Origin of the sequence: Streptomyces sp. LBL (assembly GCF_029893585.1) — a bacterium.
Taxonomy (GTDB): domain Bacteria; phylum Actinomycetota; class Actinomycetes; order Streptomycetales; family Streptomycetaceae; genus Streptomyces.
Genome location: NZ_JARXYX010000001.1, coordinates 402826 through 426379, shown reverse-complemented (window position 1 = coordinate 426379; position 23554 = coordinate 402826). Strand labels below are relative to the sequence as shown.

The window sequence follows — 23554 nt, the reverse complement described above, 5'->3', positions numbered from 1 at the left end:
GGGATCAGAGGGGTTCGTAACCGCTGTACGAGTCGTCCCCGCAGGCGGGGCCCGCCGTCGTGTCGTGGGCGGGTACGCCCGGTGCGGCGGGCGTCGGTTTTGGGGGTCGTTCTCCGGCGGGCGGCACGTCGGTGTGGAGCGGTCCGGTGACGGCACCGGCGGGAGGGTCGGCGCCGTCCGTACGGGCGCCCGGTGCGCCGGACTTCGGTTCGGGGGGTGTGCTGCTCATCCGACGGATGGATGCCTCTCCGGTCGTGTCTAGTGGCGCGGCAGGCAATGTTTGCCCGAGAAGGAGCGGCGTCTGGTGCGTGCTATCGGCGTGCCGGGCGGAAGCCCTCGTACTGGATGTACTTGGGCTTTCGCCCGGTGCGGCGAGAGTGCGTGCCAGGCGTCGCGACGGGGCGAACATTGCCTGTCGCGGCACTATGTGAAGGCGGGCTCGCGGAACCCACGGGCGCGGAACCTGTGGTCACTGAGTATCGATGGTTGGCGCGGGTCCTCGCGATGGGGCGGATGACCTAAAGTTCGGGGCCCGCTGCGGTGGTGTGGCCTTCCGGCGGGGTGATTCCGGCCTGTGTCAGGCTGACCGCCAGTGCGGTACGCGAGGTCACTTTGTATTTGCGCATTGCGGAGTTCAGTTGCGCGGCGATGGTCTTCGGGGAACGGGAGAGTGCTCGTGCGATGGCCGGGTTGGTCAGACCGGTGAGCATCAGCCGGACCACTTCCAGCTCGCGCGGGGACAGTTGGTCGCCGTAGCCGCGCCGTCCGCCGCGCCACACCTCTCGTACCGGCGCCCCGGCCGCACGGCGCGCGGCGTGCACCCGGGCGGCGTCCGTCCGGGCTCCCAGAGCCGTGAATCCGGCCTGCGCGCGAGCGAGTTCGGCCAGTGCGGTGTCCCGGTCCCCCGCTGCCAGCAGGCAGCCGGCCCGGCGTTCGCCCGCGAGCAGTGCCTCATAGGGTCGGGGCAGGCGCTTCCAGGCGGTGACGGCCCGGCCGAACGCGGCGGCTGCCTCGATGCTGCGGCCCTCTCCTTGTGCCAGCACTCCGCGACACGTCTCCAGGGCCGCGTTGGCTGCCGGCAGGTTCCTGCCGCTGAGCCCTTCGGCCAGGTCCGCGACGAACTGCCGTGCCTGGTCCGGCCGTTGGAGTGCGAGGAGCGCGTCGGTCCGCACCGGTGCGAACTCGGTGGCCCACAGCCAGATGTTCTTGCGGGCCACGACGTCGGCCGGTCCTTGCGTCAGCTCCAGCGCCTCGGCGGCCGCACCCTCGGCGAGCCGGATCCGCGCCAGGGCGGCCGCAGGCTCCAGCGGCAGGTCGACGATGCCACGCCGCAGCCCCGCGTCGAGGACCTGGCGCAGACGCTCTTCGACGGTCCCGACCCCGCCTTCGGTCACCGCCGCGGGGCCTGGATCCGCTCCGCCGGCGCCGACCGCCCCGTCCAGCAGAGCCGTGATCAGCAGGGCGTCCAGCTGGAGCAGGGGTTCCTCGTCCACCCCGGCCAGGGCGGCGGCTCGCTCGGGCAGTCCGTCCCAGGCGCCGGTGAACCAGTCCAGGTGCACCAGCGTCACCAGGATCATGTCGTGGAGCCGCTGGTACCGGTGTTCTTCGGCCCTGGCCAGCGCAGTCGTCAGCAGTTGTCTGGCCTCGTCGTATCGGCCCCAGCGCATGGCCCCGTTGGCGATGTTGAGTCCGCTGCGGGCCAGCTGCATCATTCCTTCCGGGGTCGTGGCGGTGTCGGGCAGTTCCGCGGCCACGGCCCAGCCGGCCTCGTCGCCCATGTCCAGCAAGGCAGTCGCCCGGTCCACCACGAGAGCCAGCCGCTGGTCCGCCGTCATCGGCAGCCGGGCCGCGTCGGCCGCCCGGTCCAGCCAACGGCGGTGCTCCCCGGCGGACATCAGGGTGCCCGGCGGGCTGCCGAGCGTGTTCATCGCCCAGGCCGCCTGGAACGGTTCGTCGGCCAGATCCGGCAGTGCCCTCTCCAGTTCCGCCGCACCGGCCGCGTACTCGCCTGCGTGCAGCAGCATCCTCCCCAGTTGGATGCGGACGGCTGCGCGCTCGTGCGGGGCGAGCACTTCTGCGTCCAGCACCCTGCGTAACGCGCGGGTCAGATCGCCGCGGCCGACGAGCCCGGTGAAGGCCAGGACCGGCATCTTCTGTGCCCAGCGGGCCACCGAGGCGGCGGGCGGATCGCTCTGCGTGAGCAACTCGTGCAGCAGTCCGACGGCGGTGCGATGGTCCCCGGAGGCCAGGGCAAGGTCGGCGGTCCGTTCCGCGTACCGGCGCCACTGCCCGGTGTCCCCCGCCTCCCGGTAGTGGTGGGCGAGCCGGGCCACCGGCTGCGGCGTCATGGCCCGCAGCAAGCCGCCCGCTCCTCGGTGCAGGGCCCGGCGGTCGGGCGCGGGCGTCATGTCGTAGACCGCACGGGCCGCCAGCGCGTGCCGGAAACTGACCCGGCCGGCCCGGTCCTCGCCGAGCAGTCCACTGCGTACGGCAGCATCCACGCCTGCGGTGGCAACGTCGTCCGGGAGCCCGCTCACCGTCCCGAGGACGGCCGGGCCGACCGGTTCGGCCAGCACGGAGGCGGCCTGCAGCACGCGTTGCGCGACCGGGGTGAGGCGCGCGGCGCGCTCGGCGACCGCGTCCCGGATGGTGGGCGGCACAGCGATGTCGGCCAGTGTCCTGCGCACCCACTCGCCGCCCTGCCGGACCAGATCGGACCGGTCGCGCAGCAGCCGGACGGACTCCTCGATCGCCAGCGGCACTCCGTCGGTCCGTTCCTGGAGGAACGACGCGAACGTCTCGGAGACGTGTTCCCCATCGAGCATCGACGACATCAACTCGGCGGTCTGCGGCACGTCCAGCGCGCCGAGACAGATCCGTACGTACCCGGTGCCGGCCGGGGGCCGGGAGGTCAGCCGCATCAGCACGGACTCCGGCGCCACGTCCTCGGGACGGTAGGTCAGCACCAGACTCATCCGGCGGGAACGACGGGAGGCGAGGAACAGCAGGAAGTCCAGGGTGGCTTCGTCGGCCCAGTGGACGTCCTCCAGGACCAGCACGCCGACGCCCATGGCGTCCAGCAGTTCGGCCAGTGCGCGCAAGAGCCGGTGCCGGGCAGCGCCCGCGTCCGACAGCACCTCGGGGGCCGGCGGCAGGTCCTGCCCCCACTCGGGGAACAGCGGCCGCAGCACCCCGGCGAGGGGAGTGAGAGCCAGCTTCCCCACATCGGGCCGGGCATCACGGGCGGCATCGACGACCGGGCCCAGGGTGAGGGCCTCCCGGAACGGGGGACACAGGGCGGCCAGCGGCCGTCGGGCGGCGACGCCGGGCTCGTCCAGCGCCTCCTGAACGAGTCGGCTCTTGCCGATTCCGGCCTCGCCCTCGACGAGAACCGCGGCCGGCGGCCGGGCCAAGGCGTCCGTCAGCCGGTGCAGTTCGGCCGCCCGGCCGACGAAACGCGGAGCCCTGAGGCTGGGCAGCACGCGCGGGAGGCCGTCCTGCGCAGAGCGCTCCATCCGACCAACCGCCTTCCCCGCCCCACCCAGGGCCTGTGCAACCCGAGCACCGACTGCCCGTGCGGACCCGATACCGCAGCATGCCATGATCGCCGCACCGACCGCGCCCGGGTACACCGACTGCGCCCGGCGCCACCACGAACGCGCCGCACGGCAGCTGCGGGACGTCCTCGCGAGCTGACGCAGACCTGCCCTGGCGGGCCTGCCGCCTCGGACGCGGCGCTGCAGCCCGTGCGTCCGAGGCGGCCAAGGACGGCGGAGACGATGACGTCGAGGTCGCCGGATTCGGCGTCCGCGGCCTCCCACCGGTTGTCGCCGGTGTGGTCACGCAGCCTCCGCAGGATGGGGTGCCCAGGGGTCGGTGTCCTTCGTCCGTCCGGATCAAGGACCGACGGAACTCCCGGACGAACCAGCCGCGGCTGTCCGCCGCTTCCAGGGTGAGGGGGTGGGTGGCCAGCGAAGTCACCTGGATGTCCGCGTACGGGCGGATGGGCAGGGAGGCCAGCACCTTCTCCAGCTCGTCCGCGTCTGCGGCCGACCAGATGCCGACGTTGCCGCGCTGGCCGGGCATCCGCCAGATGTGCTTGAGGACGCCTGTGGCCATGAGTTCGCGCGCGTGCGCGTGCTCGCGCTTGACGACCTCGTCGCGTTCTTCTACCGGCAGCTCGTAGACGTGGGAACCGTCGAGGTGGATCATGAAATCCAGGGAAGTCCTCCTTGGGTGAGTTGTCGATGTGCCGCGCGGCGATGGGCTGTGTGATCCCAGCCGTCTCGTCCGTCAGCGGGTCTGTGGTCCATCGGGGTGGGCGGAGACGGCGTCGGCGTCGGTTTTTCTCGGCGCGGGCGCCGATGAGCCCACGTACTGATGGCCGGCGGGCAGGAAGCGGACCACGCCCAGCGTCGTGGCCACCAGGAGGGCGGCCCCGATGATCAGGCTGATGCGCATGCCCGTCATGAAGTGGGCCGAGTCGGCGATCAGTGCACCCAGGAGGGCCACGCCGATGGCTCCGCCGAACTGGCGGGCCGCGCTGAGGACTCCGGAGGCCAGGCCTGCCCGCTCGTGCGGGACCGATTCCAGCATCGCCGTCGTCAGGGGCGGGACCGCCAGACCTCCGCCGATGCCCAACGGGACAAGCAGCACCAGGAGCAGGGGAGTTGGGGTGTCCTCGGTGACGAAGAGCAGCCCGAGGATGCCCAGCGTCTGGATGATCTGGCCGATGATCAGCGGGAAGCGCGGCCCGTGACGGTTGGTGAGCTTGCCCGCCAGCAGGTTGACCAGGGTGGTGAAGGCCGTCATCGGGATGAACATGAGGCCTGCCATCAGGGCCGAGGCGCCGCGGTGTTCCTGGAAGAAGATCGTGAAGACGAAGACCAGGCCGTAGTAGCCCAGGTTGAGGGCCAGGCCGGCGCTGGTGCACACGGCCACCGCGGGGTTGCGGAACATGGTCAGCGGTACCGCCGGGTTGCTCTGGCGGGACTCGGCGATCAGGAACACGGCTGCGACGATGACCGCGACCGCGAACCCGGCGATGGTGGCCGGGTCCGTCCAGCCGCTGGAGCCTGCGTTGATCACCGCGAAGACCAGGGCCGCGAGGGCCAGGACGGCCGTGATCTGGCCCGCCGGGTCCATCGGGGCCTGTCCGCGCGGGGATCGTGGGGCGCGGAGCATGCCGATGACAGCGACGACACCGACGGGGATGTTGACGAAGAAGATCCAGCGCCAGCCGAGCCCGGTCGTCAGGGCTCCGCCGACGACCGGGCCCGCGGCGACGGCCGCCCCGCCGCCCGCCGTCCACCATGCGATGCCGCGGGCGCGCAGCGACGGATCGTCGTAGGCCTGGCGGACCAGGGCGAGCGAGGCCGGCATCATCAGGCTCGATCTGCAGTACGCCTGACCGCCTTCGCGCCCTGCTTCCGTCCTCTTCCCAAGGAGTGGCTCTCCCATGAGTACCGCCACCGCATCGGGGCCCGGCGAGACCCGCAGCAAACTCGCCCTGGGCGCCCTCGCCCTGGGCGCCCTCGCCATCGGCACCGCCGAACTGGTCATCGTCGGCGTCCTCGGTCTCATCGCCGACGATCTGGACGTCTCACTGCGCACCGCGGGCCTGCTGGTCACCGCATACGCGCTCGGCATCTCCATCGGCGGCCCGGTCGTCACGGCGGCGACCATCAAGGTGCAGCGCCACACGCTCCTGTGCGCGGCGCTCGTCGTCTTCGTCCTGGGCAACCTGGCCGCGGTCTTCGCCCGGAGTAGTCGCCGGACTTGGCCTGGAATCCGATTGCTCCGGTCATGATGCGGCGAAACCGAGGGCGGCAGCGATGCCCAGCGGCTGCCAGAACAGCCCCACTATCAGGCCGCCGACGGCGGCTGTCTCGGCCGCGCCGATGAAGCGGACCAGAGTAGGGCTCAGTCCCATGTGTGTCTGCAGCTGTGCAGGCACGTCCCCTTTGAGCACTGTCTTGGGCGCGCCGGCAGCGAGTGAGACAAGAGCCAGGAGCACGCTGAGGACGACGGCGGTGATGTACACGGGAAAACATCCTTCCGGTGGTTCCTGGGTCCGAATCAGCCAGACCATTAGTTGATTCTTCAACGAAAGCTACGCCGTGTTTGTTGATTAGTCAACCAATCCGTCTTTGTTCGACGGTGGCGCGTGCGGTTGCGATTCCGTCAGTGAAGACTGCGCCGGACAGGCCGCACAGACTCGCTGCCACCCAGGCCGCTTCTGGCGCACTTGAAATCGTCCGTGGGCCGTTACGGACGAGTCCGGTGAGGCGGTCGGCGCCTCACGAGTCACCTCGCGCGCGCCAATCGGCCGGATGATCTCACCGGTCAAGAGCCATCAGAAGCGCCCCAGGTTCGGCAGTCCCTCACCCTTGCCACCCGGGGCGCAGGCGACTGGCCGGCGACGGTGGCGAACACGGTGAGGCCGTTCCCCGACTCCGCCCTGGCGGGCGGGGGTGGGTGGCGGGTGTCCATCGGGTCGCCCGGCGGCCACTCAGCTTTCGGCGGTGCCGTCATCTTGGGCGACTTCGTCGACAAGCCGGCGGAGGATGCGTTCGTGGATGGCGGCAAGGGTGTCGAGCTCGTCAGGGGCGAGCAGATCGATGAAGTACCGGCGCACATTGTCCACGTGCTGGGGTGCCGCTTCCTCGATCGCCCGGCGCCCGGCAGGCAGCAGGCGGACGAGGGTGCTGCGGGCGTCGGCCGGGTTGGCCTCGCGGGCGACCAGTCCGCGCTGCTGCATGCCCCGAACCTGATGGGAGAGACGGCTCTTCTCCCAGAGAAGCAGGTCGCACAGCTCTCGCGCGGGCAAGCGCTCCTCGGGATGCTCCGACAGTACGGCCAGGATCTCGTAGTCGGCCTCACTCAGTGCGGAGCCCTGGAGGAGGCGCCGCTGCAGGCGGACACGAAGCTGGTGGTGCGCGTGCACGAAGGTCCGCCAGGCGTGGTCCTCGCGGGCGTCGAGCCACTTCGGTTCCGTTGGCATGCGCCCACTCTAGCTGAAGGTTGAGTACTCAATCAAATAGAGTTATTGTTGAGTACTCAACCGCTTGGGCGGAGTGGGCCCCTCCCTGTCGCACCGCGTGGAGGACCGCCTTCCCTCCCACACCCGCACGGCTGCACCGGACGGGTGTGTCACCAACCTGCACCAGGAGTAGCCATGTCCATCCGCATCGTCGCTCTCGTCGGTTCCGCGCGTACCGGTTCGCACAACCGACAACTCGCCGAGACCGCAATCAAGCTCACTCCCGAACGGGACCAAGGCCGCCGCCCTGGCCGGTGAACTCGGCGGCACCACGACAGCCGGGACGGTCGGCAGCGGTGCCCTGACCGGTGACCTCGTCGTCCTGGCCGTGCCGTACGCGGGCGCCGCGTCGATCGTCAGTCAGTACGGGGACGCGCTGGTAGGCAAGGTCATCGTCGACATCACCAACCCCTTCGATCTCACCACCTTCACCGACCTCGTCAGTGGTCGGCTGCACCGCAGTACGTCCCCTGACACGCAGGCACCATCGCCGCGGTCATCGCCCGGAGGGCGGCCGATCGTGCGAGCCCACAGCACTGAAGGAGCACACCGATGAAGTTCGGGATGATCGGTGCGGGAACGCTGTCCCGCGCCATCGCCGGTCACGTCGTGAAGGCCGGACATGACGTGATTTTCAGCAACAGCCGCGGCCCCGAGACGCTGGGTGACGTCGTGGCCGCCTTTGGTCCTCGCGCCTCGGCCGGCAGTGTGGCCGAGGCCGGTGCCGCGGACATCGTCGTCCTCGCGGTCCCCTGGTCGAAGGTCCGCGAGGCGGTGCGCCACCTGCCGGCCAGGGAGGGGCGGATCGTCATCGACGCAACGAACCAGTGGATCAAGCTCACCCCCTCGTTTGTCGCAGAGCACCTCGACATCGGTGGAAGTGAACTGGTCGCCTCGCTGATCCCCGGGGCACATGTCATCAAGGCCTTCGACAACATGTACGGCCGCTACGTCGCAGCGGACCCCGTCACCGAAGCCGGCCGCCGGATCCTCTTCTACGCCGGCGACGACCAGGACGCCAAGAACGTCTTCCGCTCCGTCGTCGAGGGCTTCGGATTCGCTCCCGTCGACCTCGGCCCACTGGTGATGGGGCGCCTCATGCAAGTGGACGGAGGGCCGCTGACCGGTCTGCACGCCATCCGAGAGGGATGACCACCCCGTACCACCGACATTACGGCCCTCAGCCCTCCGCCCCCGGCGGGACCACACCCCACGCAACAGGAGTTCGCTCAGCGGCCGTTCGTCGCCGGCAGAACCAACCGAACGCCGCGCTCAGCGCCGTGGACACTCCGAGCCGGTCGGCAGGTGATCGGACTGTGCCTCGGACCCTCGATCTCCACGGCCGCCACACGACCGTGACCGGCACCGGTATCACCGGGTTCGCACTGGTCCCCCTCCGGACGGAGGCGCGGCATGCATGACACATCGTCGCCACGAAGCCGCCTTCCCGGTATCCGCAGGCTGCCCGGTACGACTGGCCTCTGTCCCAGGGCAACCCACACACATCTCGCAAAGGAGCAAGACGATGACAACGGAGCCACAGCAGTCGGCCGCCCGCCGCACATTCCTCAAGCGGACGCTGGCCGCCGCCGCAGTGCCCGCCGTAGCCACTTTGATCGGCGGCACACTGCCGGGCACCGCAGCCGCAGCCGCAGCAGAGGCTTCCGACCTGCCCGAGTTCGCGCCGGTGCCGAGGAGCGCGCTGGGACCCGCGCTCAACGCCGACGGCTATTTCGTCGGCCGCATCAAGGGCAACCTGTACTGGGTCACCGACTCCTACTACCAGTCCATGTTCCTGAGCACACGCGACGGGGTCGTACTCGTCGACGCACCGCCGAGCATCGGCCACAACCTGCTGCGCGCCATCGACGACGTCACCAGGGCCAACGGCCGACCCAGCAAGGTGACTCACCAGGTCTACTCCCACTCCCACGCCGATCACATCGCGGCCTCCGCCATCCTGGGCAAGGATATCGTCCGCATCGGCCACACCGAGACCCGTCGCCTGCTGCTCATCGACGCGGACCCCAACCGGCCGGCGCCGACGGTGACCTTCGACGACCACTACACCCTGCGAGTCGGTGGCGAGCGCCTCGAACTCGCCTACCACGGTCCTAACCACACGTACGACAACATCTTCATCCACGCGCCCGACCAGGAAACACTGATGGTTGTGGACGTGTTCTATCCCGGCTGGGTGCCGTTCACCGGCTTGGCCGTCTCCCAGGACATCCGCGGCTGGGTGACCGCGCACGACGAGGCGATGCGCTATCCGTGGAAGACCCTGGTGGGCGGCCACGTAGGCCGCCTCGGCGTCCGCTCCGACGCCGACCTGCAGCAGCAGTACGTCGCCGACCTCGACGCGAGCACGCGGGCCACCTACGATTCCCTGGACCCCACTCCGTTCTTCGACAGGTACGGGCCCTCGGGGAATGCCTGGGCGATCTTCAAGACCTACCTCGACGCCATTGCCCAGCAGGCGGCCCTTCCCGTCACCGCCAAGTACACCGGAATGCTGGCCGGGGCCGACGTCTACACGACCGACAACGCCTTCGCCATGCTCGAATCGCTACGTGCCGACTACGGCGTGCTCGGGCCCTCCGGTATCCATCCCTAGCCTCGCCCTGACGCTGGCGCTTGGCCGAGCAGAGGGAGAACGCCGTCGGCCTCCAGAAGGCCCAGATCCCCACGCAGTTCGGGCGCCGACAGGGATGGGCCGTGACGTCACGACGGTGGCCCACGTGCGGGCCCCGGAGAGCTGGGTGTCGAGGAAGCCGGGTGCCTGCATGGTGGGGTTCCCTCCGGTAGAGGTGGTCAGGCCGCCTGACCGAAACCGGCCACGGACGGGTCCTGCTCGCGCAGCGGGGTGAAGTCGACGTCGGGTTTCGGGTCGTACGCGTCGGGCTGGATGCCGAGTTCGTGCGTGGAGTACTCGCCGAACCGGTTGATGTGCTCGGTCAGGATGCCCTGCTACGTCCTGGTCACCGAGGAACTGGCCCGCGGCTGGATGAGCCTGGCCGGCGCCATGGGCGGCCACACCGTGGTCGCCAAGCTACTGCTCCGCTTCGGCACGGAGGAGCAGAAGGGGCGTTACCTGCCGCGCATGGCCACGGGTGAGATCCGGGCGGCCATGGCGCTGACCGAGCCTGGCGGCGTCTCGGATCTGCAGGCCATGCGCACCACCGCTCGCAGGGACGCCGAGGGTTGCGTTGTCAATGGCGTGAAGACGTGGATCACCAACGCGCGTCGCGCACAGCTGATCGCGCTCCTGTGCAAGACCGACCCGGCCGCAAGCCCCTCGCACCGGGGAATGTCGATTCTGCTGGTCGAACACGGGCGGGGACTGACCGTCTCGCGTGACCTGCCCAAGTTGGGTTACAAGGGCGTGGAAAGCTGCGAACTGTCCTTCGAGGAACCACGCTCCGGCCGATGCCGTGCTCGGCGAGACCGAAGGCGAGGGCTTCGGGCACATGATGGGGGGCCTTGAAACCGGCCGCCTGCAGGTCGCAGCACGCGCCCTCGGCGTCGGCAGGGCCGCGCTGGAGGACGCCCTCGCCTACGCCCAGGAGCGGGAATCATTCGGCAGGCCGATCTGGCAGCACCAGTCCATCGGCAACTACCTGGCCGACATGGCGACGTCACTGACCGCGGCCCGCCAGCTGACCCTGCACGCGGCCCGGGAGGCGGAAGCGGGCCGCCGGGTGGACATGGAGGCCGGAATGGCGAAGCTGTTCGCCTCCGAGACAGCCATGCAGATCACCCTCAACGCGGTGCGGATACACGGCGGTTACGGCTACTCCACGGAGTTCGACGTCGAACGCTACTACCGCGACGCCCCGCTGATGATCGTCGGTGAGGGCACCAACGAGATCCAGCGAAACGTCATCGCGAGCCAGCTGGTGAAGCGGGGAGGACTTGACGCATGAGCATCGCCGCGGCGGACGCCGGGTACCCGGACAACGAGGGCCTGGCCATCGATCCGGAGACGGGCACCCCGCCCTGGAGGCGAAGGTACCGGGAGGCCGCATACTCGTTGATCATCGCGGGGCTGTAGGGCCCTGCACCCTGAGCGGGTTGGAGAGTGTGGGGGATATGACCGAAGTGAACGATCTGGCCGCCGCGAACGTGGTGAAGGATCCTGCCGTACCGGAGCGGCCGGGTGGCGCTCTGGCGCAATGGTTGCTGCAGCACCGGGTGCAGGCGGTCAATCCTGCGGCGGAGACAGACTCCGCCGAGTCGCATGCCTGGTGGAAGGTGATGTGCCTGACCGGCGTCGACTACTTCTCCAGCCTGGCCTACGTGCCGGCGATCGCCGCCCTCGCAGCCGGTGCGGTCTCCCCGCTGGCCACTCTTCTGCTCGTGGTGTTAACCCTGCTGGGGATGCTGCCGATGTACCGGCGGGTGGCCGGCGAGAGTCCGCACGGGGCCGGATCGGTGGCGATGCTCGAGGACCTGCTGCCGTTTTGGCGGGGCAAACTGTTCGTCCTGGTCCTGCTCGGATTCGTGGTGACCTCATGGATCATCACCATCACCCTGTCCGCGGCCGACGCCTCCGTACATATGGTGGAGAGCTCCTATGCTCCGCAGGCTCTGCAAGGGCATGAGGTCGTCATCACCGTGGCGCTCCTGGTGCTCCTGGGCGGGGTGTTCCTGCTCGGGTTCAGCGAAGCCGTGAGCGTGGCCATCCCTCTGGTCGCCATATTCCTCGCGCTCAATGCAGTGACCATCGGCGTCGGCCTGGTGGATGTTTTCACCAGCCCGGGCGCCTTCTCGGCATGGACCAGCGCGCTCACCGAAGGCCGGGGGTTCGGTGACCTGGCGGGGCCCGCGCTGCTGGCGTTCCCGCTGCTGGTGCTGGGTCTGTCCGGATTCGAGACCGGGGTAAGCATGATGCCGCTCATCTCCGCCGAGGGCGAGACCACCGAGCAGCGGCTGAAGTCCCGTATCCGCAACGCCCGCCGACTGCTCACGACGGCCGCACTCGTCATGAGCGTCTACCTGCTGGCCGCCAGCTTCGTGACCACCGTCCTCATCCCGCACAAGGAGTTCGAGGCGGGCGGCGCGGCCAACGGCCGGGCCCTGGCCTGGCTGGCCCACGAACACGTCGGGGAAGCCTTCGGCACCGCCTACGACATCAGCACCATCCTGATCCTCTGGTTCGCGGGCGCCTCCGCGATGGCCGGACTGGTCAACATCGTCCCGCGCTATCTTCCCGCCTACGGCATGGCCCCCGAATGGGGCCGCGCGGTGCGCCCCGTCGTGCTGGTCTACACAGCGCTGTGCGTCATCATCACCATCGCCTTCGACGCCGATATCGACGCCCAGGCCGGCGCCTACGCCACCGGCATCCTCGCCATGATGGTCTCCGGCGCCTTTGCCGTCACCGTCTCCGCGCTGCGCCGCCGCCAACGCACCCTGTCCGTGGGATTCGCTGCGCTCACCGCAGTACTGCTCTACGCGCTGGTGGCCAACATCATCGACAAGCCGGACGGCATCACCATCTCCGCGATGTTCATCGTCGGCATCATCACCATCTCGCTGATCTCCCGAATCTCTCGCACCACCGAACTACGCGCAGACACCATCGTGTTCGACGAGGCCGCCCGCCAGTTCATCACCGACACCCTCGCCCACGACAACGCCATCAACATCATCACCAATCGCCGTCAGGCCGGCGACGGCGCCGAGTACGCGGACAAGGAACGCGAACAGCGTGCCACCAATCCCGTGCCCGGCCTCGCCGACATCCTGTTCCTGGAGATCGACGTCGTCGACCCCTCCGACTTCAGCGAAACCCTCACCATCCACGGCGTCGAAATCGACGGGCACCGGATCCTGCGAGCCGAAGCCCCCGCCGCACCGAACGCCATCGCCGCGATCCTCCTCACCCTGCACGACACCACCGGCGTGCAGCCGCACTGCTACTTCGCCTGGGCCGAAGGCAGCCCCCTGACGCACATGTTCCGCTATTTCCTCCTCGGCCGCGGCGACACCGCCCCCGTCACCCGCGAGATCATCCGCCAGCACCAACCCGACCCCGCCCGCCGTCCCGGCATCCACGTCGCAGGCTGACACCACAACCCCAACCACCCCCACCCGCAACCGCTCCGGCAGCACCTCGACGCACGGGCAGCCCTCGCACCGTCACCGTCCGGGCAGAGCTGGAAACTGTTCGACGACCCGCTGTTCCAGTCCCTCACCGACCTGGCACTGGAACTCGTCGAAGACGACATCCTCGGCGTCACGCCGACCGCGACGTGACCGCCGCCTCGCGCGAAGACGCGCCGGGCGACGGTCACTACGGCGAGGCCGTCTTGCGCGTACAGGGCGCCGGCGCCGACACCATGGCGTGTGCCGGCGCCTTCTTTGTGCGCGGAGTCAGGCTGCGTACGAAGGTCCGGGCCGTCCGCCTGCGGCTCCACCCGCTTGAACCGGCCCGCGATCCGGGCCATACCCTGGCCGGACATCGCCCGCCGGCGGGCGGGATCTGCGCTGTGCACACCACGCCGTCGCCGGCCCCGAGCGTCCCCGCCGCCGTCGTCCACCTGCGGCCACCGCATACTCGTCACGAGCCCGGACAAACCTCAGCGATCAGGCGGGGCCCGTCCTCATGGGCCCAGAGGTGCCGGCGGTCGCGGATGCGCCTCACGTCGGGTCCAGGTCGGTGTGCAGCAGATGGTGGTCCGAGTACGGGGTGGCTCGCACACTGTGCTTGAGCGGGGCGATGCCTCGCAGGAAGATGTAGTCGAACTTGCTGTGCCAGTCGGTGGTCGGCTCGCAGGTACCGACGAGCGCGGGATGACATCGGGGGTCTGTATCCGCGGCCAGGGCCCATATCCGGGCGAGTTCGGGAGCGTCCGGAACGGCGTTGAAGTCGCCGAGAACGATGGCTCGGTCGTGGCGGGCGAGTTCTGCGGCGAGTACGCGGGTCTGATCTGCTCGGACTGCTTCTTGACGTCGTTGGGCGAGGTGCGTGTTGAAGACCCGGACGGGCCGGCCACCCACCATGGTGGTGACTGCCATGTACCCGCGGTCTTCGGATCCGCCATCGGGGTATTCCACGGTGACGCGGTCTGTCATCGGTGCCGCCGAGAGGACCGCCTGACCGAAGGCTCCGGGACTCCACGGCGCTCCCCCGCAGCGGCCCCAATTCCGAAGAACCATCCCGTACTCGACGTGGTAAACCAGCCCGTAAAGCCTCTCCAGATGGTCCCGGATCCTCTCGACGTCACGCACGCACGCTTCTTGCAGGCCGACGACCTGGGGCGCATACGTGGCGATCTCCGCTGCCCGGTCAACGTTGCTCGCCTCGCAGGGGTTGCAGATGTTCCACGTCATAACCCGGTTCGGTACGACGTCGCTGACGGCATCGACGGGCAGTGACCGGCCGAAGAGTGCGCTGCCTGGTGCACTGGGGCCGACGAGCACGATGCAGGCCGCGGTCATGACGCCCGCGAGCAACCGGGTACCGCTTCCGAACACCATCGCCTCCTCGATCTGGATACACATCACATCTGACGTCTCCATGCCCGAGGTTATGTGGTCCAGCCGAGCGACTTGTACAGGCTCTGCCCCTCAACCGTTGGGGCGCGCACCCCAGCGCGGGCGTCCGCCGCGATCGCCGCGTTGATCAAGGTGTGCATGACTACCCGTCCCAGGCCTTCGCGACGGTGAGCGGGTGCGGTCTCCATCTGGTCGAACACGACGGAGTCGGCGCGTGCGGGACCGGCGACCTGGCCGTGGGCGGCAAAGGCGCCGTCCTTGTCGAGGATGAGGGCGCGGGTCACATCGCCTGTAATAGGCGCCAATAATTAAGGCGCATTACGCGCCAGGAGGGGAAGGTCGGGCCGCCAGCGCATGCCGGAGCACCTGCGGGGGCGCGAGCGTGTCCCCGGGATCCGGACACCGACCGACGGCCCGATGGCGGCCGGGCCGCCGACGCACCACCCCGCGTCTGCCGGATCTGCAGGTGAGGGGTCCGATATATGATGAGGCTCGCCCTCGGGCTATTCGTCGTCGTGCCCGCATCACCGAGGGGGCGAGGTTGCCTACCATCAAGGATGTCGCCCAGCACGCCGGGGTCGCACCGAGCACCGTCTCCTATGTGTTCAACGGCTCCCGGCCCATTTCCGAGGAGACGCGCAGACGCGTGCAGGAGGCCGTGGACGCGCTCGGGTACCACCCGCGGGCCAGCGCCCGGACTCTGCGCAGCAGCCGCACCCATGTGATCGCTCTCGCCCTGCCTCGCCCGGCCGGCCGGCGAAACGCCGTGGACGGCCGTTTCGCGATAGAGGTCAGCGACGCCGCCGTGAGCCTCGGCTACGACCTGCTGCTCACCACGTCCCAGGACAAGGCCGAGGGGCTGCGCCGCGTGGCACTGAGCGGACTCGCCGACGCGGCAGTGCTGATGGCCGTCGACATGGAGGACGCCCGGATCGATGTCGTACGGGAACTGGCTTTCCCCGCCGCGCTCATCGGGCGGCCGGCCGACGAGGACGCCCTGCCGTGGACCGACCTGGACTGGGAGGAGGCCGCCGCCCTGGTGGTGCGTGAGCTGGCCGCCGCGGGACACCGCGAGATGGTGTACCTCGCACCCACCGAAGCGGAAGTGGCGGCCAGGCGCAGTTACGCGCTCCGGGGTATCGCCGGTGCGACCCGCGGCGCCCGGAGCACCGACGCCGCCGTCACGGTGGCCCATGCGGTGAACGATCCGGCCGGACTGGCCCGCCGGCTCCGGACGCTGCTCGCGGAGCGCGCGGACGACGGGGGACACGGACGGCCGACCGCGCTGATCGTGCAGCACCCCTCCGCGCATCACCACATTCTGACGTCCGTGGCCGATGCCGGGCTCCGTGTTCCCGAGGACCTCACCGTCGTCGTGATCGGCGCCCTGCCCGGAGACCCGTCCAGTCGTCGGCTGCCTCGTGTCGAACTGCCGGTGGAGACGCTGGCCGGCGAAGTGACCCGGCTCGCCGTGACCGCGGCCACGGCGCTGCGCGAGACCACCGCAGGAAACGTGGAGGCCGGTCCGCGGCTGCTCGCCGACACCGTCGGTCATCTGCTGATCGCCCCGGTCCTGCTGCCGGGGGACACGCCACTCATCGCCCCGCGGGTCTGATCTCCGCAGGCCTTCCCCGCGCTCCGGCCTCGCGGGATCCCGCGCGGTCGGCCCGGCGCCACTGTGGCTGATTTGTTCTCCTGAGGCTCTTGTCGCCATCGGATACATGCCCTTAACATCACTGCAGCACGTCGTCGAATCGATTCGACGCGAGGCGACACCTTCGAGCACATCAAGGTGGCATGGCACAACAGTCGGGAGCTGCGATGACCGCCATGACCCATGAGTGACATCGCAGAAGTCACTACCGTGCGCCCACCCGGCACACTGTGCGGCCCCGCCTCGACTCGCCGGTGAGAGGCGGGCGGGCACCCCGCACGGCGCGTGATGTACGCCCTGCCCGATCTGTGTGAGCTGCAGGTGAAGTGCACCTTTGCCCACTCGACACCGTTGTGCCGCAAGAGTCACGGCGTGCCCCGGGCGCTGTCCCCCGGAGCGCCGATCTCGCACGACCTCCGTCTCCTTACAGAGTCGTAGCCCGAACGGAGAGACACCCACATGCCATTCCTTCGCCGCCGCCCTCCGGCGCCGGTCCTGCTCCTCACCCTCCTCGTGACCTCGGCCGGCCTCACCGGGTGCGCGCAGGGGGCCGACCCCCACACCATCACGGTGCTGAACTCCGCCACGGACGAGCTTGAGCACGACCAACAACAGAAGTTCTTCGACCGGTGTGCCAAGCCGCTCGGGGTGACGGTCGAGCAGACCAGTGTCCCCGCCGCCCAAGTGGCCACCAAGGCGCTGCGGATGGCGTCGTCGCACTCGATGACCGACATCCTGGAGCTGGACGGATCGGAGCTGCCGCAGTTCGCCGACACCGGTGGCCTGGTCCCGCTGAAGACAGCGGGCGTGAGGGTGGACGGGCTCTCGCCGGGTGCCGTGAGCCTGGGGAGCTTCAAGGGCACCCCGTACGGCATCGCCCGCTCGGTCAACACCCTGGCGCTGTTCTACAACAAGGATCTGCTGAAGAAGGCAGGAGTGACACCGCCCGCCACCTGGGACGAGCTGAAGGTGACGGCCAAGAAGCTCACCCGGGGCAAGACGTTCGGGATGGCTTTCAGCGCCACGCCCGACGCGGACGGGGTCTACCAGTTCCTTCCCTTCTTCTGGTCCGCGGGCGGGGACGAGGCCCACATCGACAACGGCAAGGGGGACCGGGCGGTCCAGTTGTGGAAGGACCTGGTCACCGACCATTCCGCCTCGAGCGCCGCGGTCACCTGGAACCAGCAGGACGTCAACGACCAGTTCATCGCGGGCCGGGCGGCCATGATGGTCAACGGCCCGTGGCAGGTTCCCGTGCTCAGCGAGCACAAGCTCCTCAACTGGGCGGTCGCCACCATCCCGGTGCCCGTGGCCGGCAAGGCTCCGGTGGCTCCGATGGGCGGAACCGTGATGGCCCTGCCCCGTACCGGCGAGACCGGGCGCCAGACCACCGCCGCCAAGATCCTCAACTGCCTGAACGAACGCCGGAACCAAGTGGGCTGGGGTGCGGGCGTCAACAACATCCCCACCAGGGAATCCGCCGCCGCCGAGTACAAGGCCGACAACCCGAAGCTCGCAGGCTTCGCCGACACGGTCGCCACCGCCCGTTCCCGTACCGCCGAAGTCGGCGCCCGGTGGCCGGCCGTCTCCGACGCCCTGGCGGGTGCCTTCCAGTCTGTTCTGACCGGCGGCTCCTCGCCCGAAGCGGCGCTGAAGCGTGCCCAGTCGCAGGCCACGGCCGGCGGAGAGTGAGGAGCCTTCATGAGTACCACCACCGCTGTGCCCGCCGAGTCCGTGGCGGCAAGCCCCCCGGTCCTCGATCGGAGAGGGTCCCGCGCCGCGCTGACACGCTGGCTCTTCGTCGCGCCCGCCGTCCTCTACATGCTGGCCTTCTTCGGGTATCCGCTCGTACGCAACGTCGTCATGAGCTTCCAGCACTACACACCGCGTACCTTCTTCACCGGCGAGGCACCGTTCAACGGCCTCGACAACTGGACCGCGGTGTTCGACAGTCAGCTGTTCACCGACTCTCTCTGGCACACGGTCCTCTTCACGCTGGGCTCACTGTTCGGCCAGTTCGTCCTGGGCCTGGCGCTGGCCGTGTTCTTCTCCCGGCGCTTCAGGCTGTCCGGCTTCGCCCGCGCGGTGCTGCTGCTTCCGTGGCTCGTCCCGATGGTCGTGTCGTCGGTCGTGTGGCGAAAGCTCCTCGACCAGGACACCGGGGTGCTCAACACCCTTCTGATGGACCTGCACCTCACCTCGGAGCCGGTGCCCTGGCTGAGCAGTCCGAGCGTCGCCCTGCTGTCCGCGATCCTGGTCAACATCTGGGTCGGCATCCCGTTCAACATGGTGATCCTCTACGGCGGGCTCCAGGAGATCCCGCGTGAGATGTACGAGGCCGCCGCGCTCGACGGCGCCGGTCCCTGGCGTACGTTCCGCAGCGTCACGCTGCCGCAGTTGCGGCCGGTGGTCACCGTGGTACTGGTCCTCGGTTTCATGTCGACGATCAAGATTCTGGACCTGATCCTCGCGCTGACCGGCGGCGGGCCGGCCGACGCCACTCAGACTCTCGGCACTGCCACCTACCAACTGTCGTTCCAGCAGCTCGACTTCGGGCAGGGCGCGGTGGTCGGCAACGTCCTCATCCTCATCAGCGCGGTATTCGCCGTGTTCTATCTCCGGGCCAATCGGTCCGACTTCGGTCAGGGGAAGTGATCGCCGTGTCCACCCGCACCCTGCGACGGGGCAGTAACACCGTCATCGCGCTGGTTGTTCTGATCATCCTGCTGTTCCCTCTGTACTGGATGCTCAACATCGCCCTTCAGCCGGGCGAAGGCCTTGCCTCGACCAGCTGGTTCCCGTCCTCGCCCGGCTGGTCGAACTTCGACCGGGCGCTGGAGAGCCAGGGCGGCTCGCTCGTGACCAGCCTGGTCGTCGCGCTCGGCGCGGTCGTGGTCTGTCTCGCGATGGCGGCGCCCGCCGCCTACGGCCTGGCCCAACTCGGTCTGAAGGGCGGCCGGTCCATCGTGTTCGGCACCCTGATCACCCAGATGGTGCCCGGCATCGTCATCGCCAACGCGCTCTACAGCGCCTATGTCGACCTGCACCTGGTCAACTCGCTCCCGGGGCTGATCCTGGCCGACGCCTCGCTCGGCCTGCCGTTCTCCATCGTGCTGCTGAGGGCCTTCATGGTGTCGATCCCGAAAGAGATCGTGGAGGCGGCGATGGTCGACGGGGCGAACCGATTCACCGCCTTCGTTCGCATCGTGCTCCCGATCAGCCGTAACGCGCTCATCACGGCCGGCCTCTTCACCTTCCTCTTCGCCTGGTCCGACTTCATGTTCGCGCTGACGCTCAACACGACGGACGACGTCAAGCCCATCACTCTCAGCATGTACGAGTACATCGGCGCCCACGTCAGCGACTGGGGCGCGGTCATGGCGACGGCCGTCGTCTCCGCCGTCCCGGCGGCGGTCCTGCTGATACTGGCCCAGAAGTACGTCGCCGCGGGAATCACCGGCGGTTCGGTCAAGTAGTACGGACGACCGGTACGGACGACCCTTGCGCACGAGCGGCCGGACCGTGCCCCTCGTGCGCGTTCGTCGAGCACTTCACGCACCCCTCTCAGACCCGGAAGGTCCGCAATACAGCATGAGCAGCACGTCACCTCACTCACCGGACACCGAGCGATTTCCCGTCTTCCCGCCCGGCTTCGTCTTCGGGACCGCGACCGCGAGCTACCAGATCGAGGGTGCGCACGACGAGGACGGCCGCGGACCGTCGATCTGGGACACCTTCAGCCACACTCCGGGCCGCACCGCCGGCGGTGCCACCGGTGACATCGCGTGCGACCACTACCACCGCTATCGGGACGACGTCGAGCTGCTGCGTCGGCTCGGCGTCGACTCGTACCGCTTCTCCGTGGCCTGGCCGCGGATCCAGCCGCAGGGCACCGGCCCGGCCAACGCGAAGGGGCTGGACTTCTACGACCGGCTCACCGACGCCCTGCTCGAAGCCGGTGTCTCCCCCGCCGTCACGCTCTACCACTGGGACCTGCCGCAGGCGCTGGAGGACCGGGGCGGCTGGCGGGTCCGGGAGACCGCCGAAGCCTTCGCCGAGTACACCCGGCTGGTGGTGGAGCGACTGGGCGACCGGGTGGACCGGTGGATCACCCTCAACGAGCCCTTCTGCTCCGCCTTCGTGGGATACGGGGAAGGACGGCACGCCCCGGGCGCCCGCGAAGGCACCGGAGCCCTGGCCGCCGCGCACAACCTGCTGCTCGCCCATGGACACGCGGTGCGGGTGCTGCGCGAGGCCGGCGCCTCCCAGGTCGGCATCACCCTCAATCTCGACCGTATCCACGCGGCCGGCTCCTCCCCTGCCGACCTGGCGGCGCTGCGCCGCGCCGAGACGCTGCACAACGAGGTCTGGACGGAGCCTCTGTTCAACAGCCGGTATCCCACCGACGAGTTCGAAACCTGGGGCGAGCTGGCTGACGGCACGTACCGCCGCGACGGTGACCTGGACATCATCGGCGCACCGCTGGACTTCATGGGGTTGAACTTCTACCGCCCGCTGACCGTTTCCGACGCACCGTACGCGGAGGCCGACGCGTCCCGGCGTACCGGCACGGACATCCGGGTCGCCGAGAGCGATCCGTACGGCACCCGGCACACCACCATGGGCTGGCCCGTCGTCCCCGCGGCCTTCACCGAGTTGCTGGTGGACCTGTCCACGCGGTACCCGAACCTGCCGCCCGTCTACGTCACGGAAAACGGTTCCGCCGAGGCCGACTCCGTCTCGCCGGACGGAGCCGTGCGGGACACCGACCGGGTGACGTACCTGCGCGACCACCTGGCGGCCCTGTCCGCCGCCATCGACGCGGGAGTGGACGTCCGCGGCTACTACTGCTGGTCGCTGCTGGACAACTTCGAGTGGGCCCGGGGCTACGGCCAGCGCTTCGGGATCGTACGGGTCGACTACGAGACCCAGGAGCGTACGCCCAAGGACAGTTACCACTGGTTCCGTGAACTGATCGCCCTCAACCGCGCGTCCACGCAGGAGGCCTGAGATGAAGTTCACCGACGGCTATTGGCAGACCCGCCCAGGGGTGACGGTCCGCTACGCCACCTCCGTCGCCGACGTGGATGTCGCCGACGACCGTTTCACCCTCTACGCGCCGGTCACCCAGGTCCGGCGCCGCGGGGACACGCTCAACGGCCCGCTGGTGACGGTGGAGGCGTGGTCACCCGCCGAAGGCGTCATCGGTGTACGGCTGTGGCACCACGGCGGCAGGCGGCCCCGGACCCCGGAGTTCACGCTCACCGCCGACCCGGACGGTGGGCATGCGAAGACCGTTCGCGAGGGCTCGACCGTCGAGCTCGTTTCCGGCGCGCTGTCCCTCAAAGCCGACACCGAGGGCCCCTGGAACCTCGCGTTCGTCTCCGACGGCGAGGTCATCACCTCGCTCGGCCCCCGCGACATGGGCTTCGTCACCGACGCCGACGACCGCCACTACATGCTGGCGAAGATGCCGCTCGGCGTCGGCGAGAGCGTGTACGGCCTCGGCGAGCGCTTCACCCCGTTCACCAAGAACGGCCAGAGCGTGGACATCTGGCAGGCCGACGGCGGCACCAGCAGTGAACAGGCATACAAGAACGTGCCCTTCCACCTGAGCAACCGTGGTTACGGTGTCTTCGTCAACCACCCCGGCAAGGTTTCCTACGAGATCGCCTCCGAGAGCGTCGGCCGGGTCCAGTTCAGCGTGGAGGACCAGTCCCTCGAATTCTTCGTCATCGCCGGACCTGCCCCGAAGGACGTGCTGCGCCGCTACACCGGTCTCACCGGCCGGCCCGCGCTGCCACCGGACTGGTCGTTCGGGCTGTGGCTGTCGACCTCCTTCACCACCTCCTACGACGAGGAGACGGTGACCCGGTTCGTGGAGGGCATGGCCGAGCGGGACATCCCGCTCAGCGTCTTCCACTTCGACTGCTTCTGGATGCGGGAGTACCAGTGGTCCGACTTCGTCTGGGACCCCGCGGTCTTCCCCGATCCCGCAGGGATGCTGTCCCGGTTGAAGGAGCGGGGCCTGCGCGTCTGCGTCTGGATCAATCCGTACATCGCGCAGAAGTCCCACCTGTTCGCCGAGGGCATGGCAGGCGGTTACCTGCTGAAGCGGCCGGACGGCGACGTCTGGCAATGGGACAAGTGGCAGGCAGGGATGGGCATGGTGGACTTCACCAATCCCGCCGCCCGCGAGTGGTTCGCCTCCAAGCTGCGACTCCTGCTCGGCCAGGGAGTGGACGCTTTCAAGACGGACTTCGGTGAGCGGGTGCCGACCGAAGACGTCGTCTGGTTCGACGGCTCGGACCCGGAGCGGATGCACAACTACTACACCCAGCTCTACAACGAGACCGTCTTCGACCTGCTGGTCGAAGAGCGCGGCGAGGGTGAGGCGGTGCTCTTCGCCCGTTCCGCCACCGCGGGCGGCCAGCGCATGCCGGTCCACTGGGGCGGCGACTGCGAGTCGACGTTCGAGGCGATGGCCGAGTCGCTGCGCGGCGGCCTGTCGCTCGGCCTGTCCGGCTTCGGCTTCTGGAGCCACGACATCGGTGGATTCGAGGGCACCCCGCCACCGGCCGTCTTCAAGCGGTGGGTGCAGTTCGGCCTGCTCTCCTCGCACAGCCGGCTGCACGGCAGCAAGTCCTACCGGGTGCCGTGGGACTACGGCGAGGAGGCGGTCGAGGTCACCCGTGACTTCACCCGGCTCAAGCACCGGCTGATGCCGTATCTCTTCCACGCGGCGGTCGAGGCCAAGGAGTTGGGCACGCCGGTGATGCGGGCCATGCTGCTGGAGTTCCCCGAGGACCCGAGCACCCACTCGCTCGACCGTCAGTACATGCTCGGTGCTGATCTGCTGGTGGCCCCCGTCTTCAGTGAAGACGGCACGGTCGAGTACTACGTACCGGAGGGCACCTGGACCAATGTGATCACCGGCGAGCGGGTCAGCGGTCCGGGGTGGAGGCGCGAGCGGCATGGTTTCCACACGCTGCCGCTGCTGGCCCGGCCGGGCTCGGTGGTCCCGTTCGGCGCGGTGGACGACAGCCCGCGATCCGATTGGGCGGACGGCGTGACACTTCATGTGTACCCGGGCGGAGCCGATGGCTCCGAGACCGTCACCACCATCCCCACACGGTCGGGCTCTGCGGCCGCCGCGGTCTTCACCACCCGGCGTTCGGGCGGCGAGACAGTCGTCGAGACGGAGAGCGAACTGCCCTGGAACGTGGTGGTCGTGGGGGCCACCCCGGGCGATGCCGCCCAAGCGCACCCGGTCGGCGCCCTGTACCCGGCCCCGCCCGGCACCCACCGTCTGATCGTTCCGGCCGCCATGTGAGCCTGCGCCGGGACCGGCACTC

18 protein-coding genes and 3 pseudogenes are annotated in these 23554 nt (G+C 69.2%); 13 read left to right on the top strand and 8 right to left on the bottom strand.

Annotation, left to right across the window (positions count from 1 at the left end; genetic code table 11):
• Positions 1 to 4 precede the first annotated feature (4 nt).
• The 4 genes and pseudogenes from M2271_RS01900 to M2271_RS01885 form a co-directional block, all read right to left on the bottom strand.
• A complete protein-coding gene (locus tag M2271_RS01900; RefSeq protein WP_280885258.1) occupies positions 5 to 229 on the bottom strand; it encodes a hypothetical protein in 225 nt (74 codons plus the stop codon).
• Positions 230 to 518: 289 nt separating this feature from the next.
• The gene (locus M2271_RS01895) at positions 519 to 3515 is read right to left on the bottom strand and encodes an AAA family ATPase (RefSeq protein ID WP_280885257.1); all 2997 of its coding nucleotides are present in this window, start codon (positions 3513 to 3515) and stop codon (positions 519 to 521) included.
• Positions 3516 to 3969: 454 nt separating this feature from the next.
• Positions 3970 to 4212, bottom strand: a pseudogene (locus M2271_RS01890) (muconolactone Delta-isomerase family protein); the annotation flags it as partial.
• 81 nt (positions 4213 to 4293) lie between these two features.
• On the bottom strand, positions 4294 to 5385 hold the full coding sequence (locus M2271_RS01885; protein WP_280885256.1) for an MFS transporter: 1092 nt from the start codon (positions 5383 to 5385) through the stop codon (positions 4294 to 4296).
• A 73-nt stretch (positions 5386 to 5458) separates the two neighbouring features.
• Here M2271_RS01885 and M2271_RS01880 point away from each other — a divergent pair, with 73 nt between their 5' ends.
• Entirely contained in the window at positions 5459 to 5809 is a 351-nt protein-coding gene (locus M2271_RS01880; protein ID WP_280885255.1) for an MFS transporter, read from the top strand.
• On the opposite strand, the gene M2271_RS01875 is transcribed toward M2271_RS01880, so the two are convergent.
• Together M2271_RS01875 and M2271_RS01870 are read right to left on the bottom strand one after the other, a co-directional pair.
• A complete protein-coding gene (locus M2271_RS01875) occupies positions 5804 to 6043 on the bottom strand; it encodes a DoxX family protein (RefSeq protein WP_280885254.1) in 240 nt (79 codons plus the stop codon). The two genes, M2271_RS01880 and M2271_RS01875, sit on opposite strands and share 6 nt — an antisense overlap.
• A 468-nt stretch (positions 6044 to 6511) precedes the next feature.
• Positions 6512 to 7003, bottom strand: coding sequence for a MarR family winged helix-turn-helix transcriptional regulator (locus M2271_RS01870; RefSeq protein WP_280885253.1), 492 nt, complete (start codon positions 7001 to 7003; stop codon positions 6512 to 6514).
• Positions 7004 to 7177: 174 nt separating this feature from the next.
• On the opposite strand from M2271_RS01870, the pseudogene M2271_RS01865 reads away from it, so the two are divergent.
• From M2271_RS01865 to M2271_RS01840, 6 genes and pseudogenes are all read left to right on the top strand, one after another.
• A pseudogene (locus M2271_RS01865) lies at positions 7178 to 7451 on the top strand (NAD(P)-binding domain-containing protein); the annotation flags it as partial.
• A gap of 143 nt (positions 7452 to 7594) precedes the next feature.
• Positions 7595 to 8194, top strand: coding sequence for an NAD(P)-binding domain-containing protein (locus tag M2271_RS01860; RefSeq protein WP_280885252.1), 600 nt, complete (start codon positions 7595 to 7597; stop codon positions 8192 to 8194).
• 373 nt (positions 8195 to 8567) lie between these two features.
• The gene (locus tag M2271_RS01855) at positions 8568 to 9659 is read left to right on the top strand and encodes an MBL fold metallo-hydrolase (protein WP_280885251.1); all 1092 of its coding nucleotides are present in this window, start codon (positions 8568 to 8570) and stop codon (positions 9657 to 9659) included.
• Between the two features lie 348 nt (positions 9660 to 10007).
• A pseudogene (locus M2271_RS01850) lies at positions 10008 to 10968 on the top strand (acyl-CoA dehydrogenase family protein); the annotation flags it as partial.
• Positions 10965 to 11096, top strand: coding sequence for a hypothetical protein (locus M2271_RS01845; RefSeq protein ID WP_280885250.1), 132 nt, complete (start codon positions 10965 to 10967; stop codon positions 11094 to 11096). The pseudogene M2271_RS01850 and the gene M2271_RS01845, both read left to right, overlap by 4 nt.
• A 38-nt stretch (positions 11097 to 11134) precedes the next feature.
• A complete protein-coding gene (locus M2271_RS01840) occupies positions 11135 to 13114 on the top strand; it encodes an amino acid transporter (protein ID WP_280885249.1) in 1980 nt (659 codons plus the stop codon).
• 573 nt (positions 13115 to 13687) lie between these two features.
• Here M2271_RS01840 and M2271_RS01835 read toward each other — a convergent pair.
• Entirely contained in the window at positions 13688 to 14569 is an 882-nt protein-coding gene (locus tag M2271_RS01835; protein WP_280885248.1) for an endonuclease/exonuclease/phosphatase family protein, read from the bottom strand.
• Between the two features lie 8 nt (positions 14570 to 14577).
• Entirely contained in the window at positions 14578 to 14829 is a 252-nt protein-coding gene (locus tag M2271_RS01830) for a GNAT family N-acetyltransferase (protein WP_280885247.1), read from the bottom strand.
• Between the two features lie 257 nt (positions 14830 to 15086).
• On the opposite strand from M2271_RS01830, the gene M2271_RS01825 reads away from it, so the two are divergent.
• The 6 genes from M2271_RS01825 to yicI all read left to right on the top strand — a co-directional run bounded on the left by M2271_RS01825 (position 15087) and on the right by yicI (position 23532).
• The gene (locus M2271_RS01825; protein ID WP_280885246.1) at positions 15087 to 16160 is read left to right on the top strand and encodes a LacI family DNA-binding transcriptional regulator; all 1074 of its coding nucleotides are present in this window, start codon (positions 15087 to 15089) and stop codon (positions 16158 to 16160) included.
• Between the two features lie 498 nt (positions 16161 to 16658).
• The gene (locus tag M2271_RS01820) at positions 16659 to 17891 is read left to right on the top strand and encodes a sugar ABC transporter substrate-binding protein (RefSeq protein ID WP_280885245.1); all 1233 of its coding nucleotides are present in this window, start codon (positions 16659 to 16661) and stop codon (positions 17889 to 17891) included.
• A 9-nt stretch (positions 17892 to 17900) separates the two neighbouring features.
• Positions 17901 to 18854 carry a sugar ABC transporter permease gene (locus tag M2271_RS01815; RefSeq protein ID WP_280885244.1) on the top strand — a complete coding sequence of 318 codons (954 nt, stop codon included), beginning with the start codon at positions 17901 to 17903 and terminating at the stop codon, positions 18852 to 18854.
• Positions 18851 to 19675: a carbohydrate ABC transporter permease gene (locus M2271_RS01810; RefSeq protein WP_280885243.1), complete on the top strand. Its 825-nt coding sequence runs from the start codon at positions 18851 to 18853 to the stop codon at positions 19673 to 19675. The genes M2271_RS01815 and M2271_RS01810 overlap by 4 nt, the downstream gene beginning before the upstream one ends.
• A 115-nt stretch (positions 19676 to 19790) precedes the next feature.
• The gene (locus tag M2271_RS01805) at positions 19791 to 21209 is read left to right on the top strand and encodes a GH1 family beta-glucosidase (protein WP_280885242.1); all 1419 of its coding nucleotides are present in this window, start codon (positions 19791 to 19793) and stop codon (positions 21207 to 21209) included.
• A 1-nt stretch (position 21210) separates the two neighbouring features.
• Positions 21211 to 23532 carry an alpha-xylosidase gene (gene yicI / locus M2271_RS01800; RefSeq protein WP_280885241.1) on the top strand — a complete coding sequence of 774 codons (2322 nt, stop codon included), beginning with the start codon at positions 21211 to 21213 and terminating at the stop codon, positions 23530 to 23532.
• Positions 23533 to 23554 lie beyond the last annotated feature (22 nt).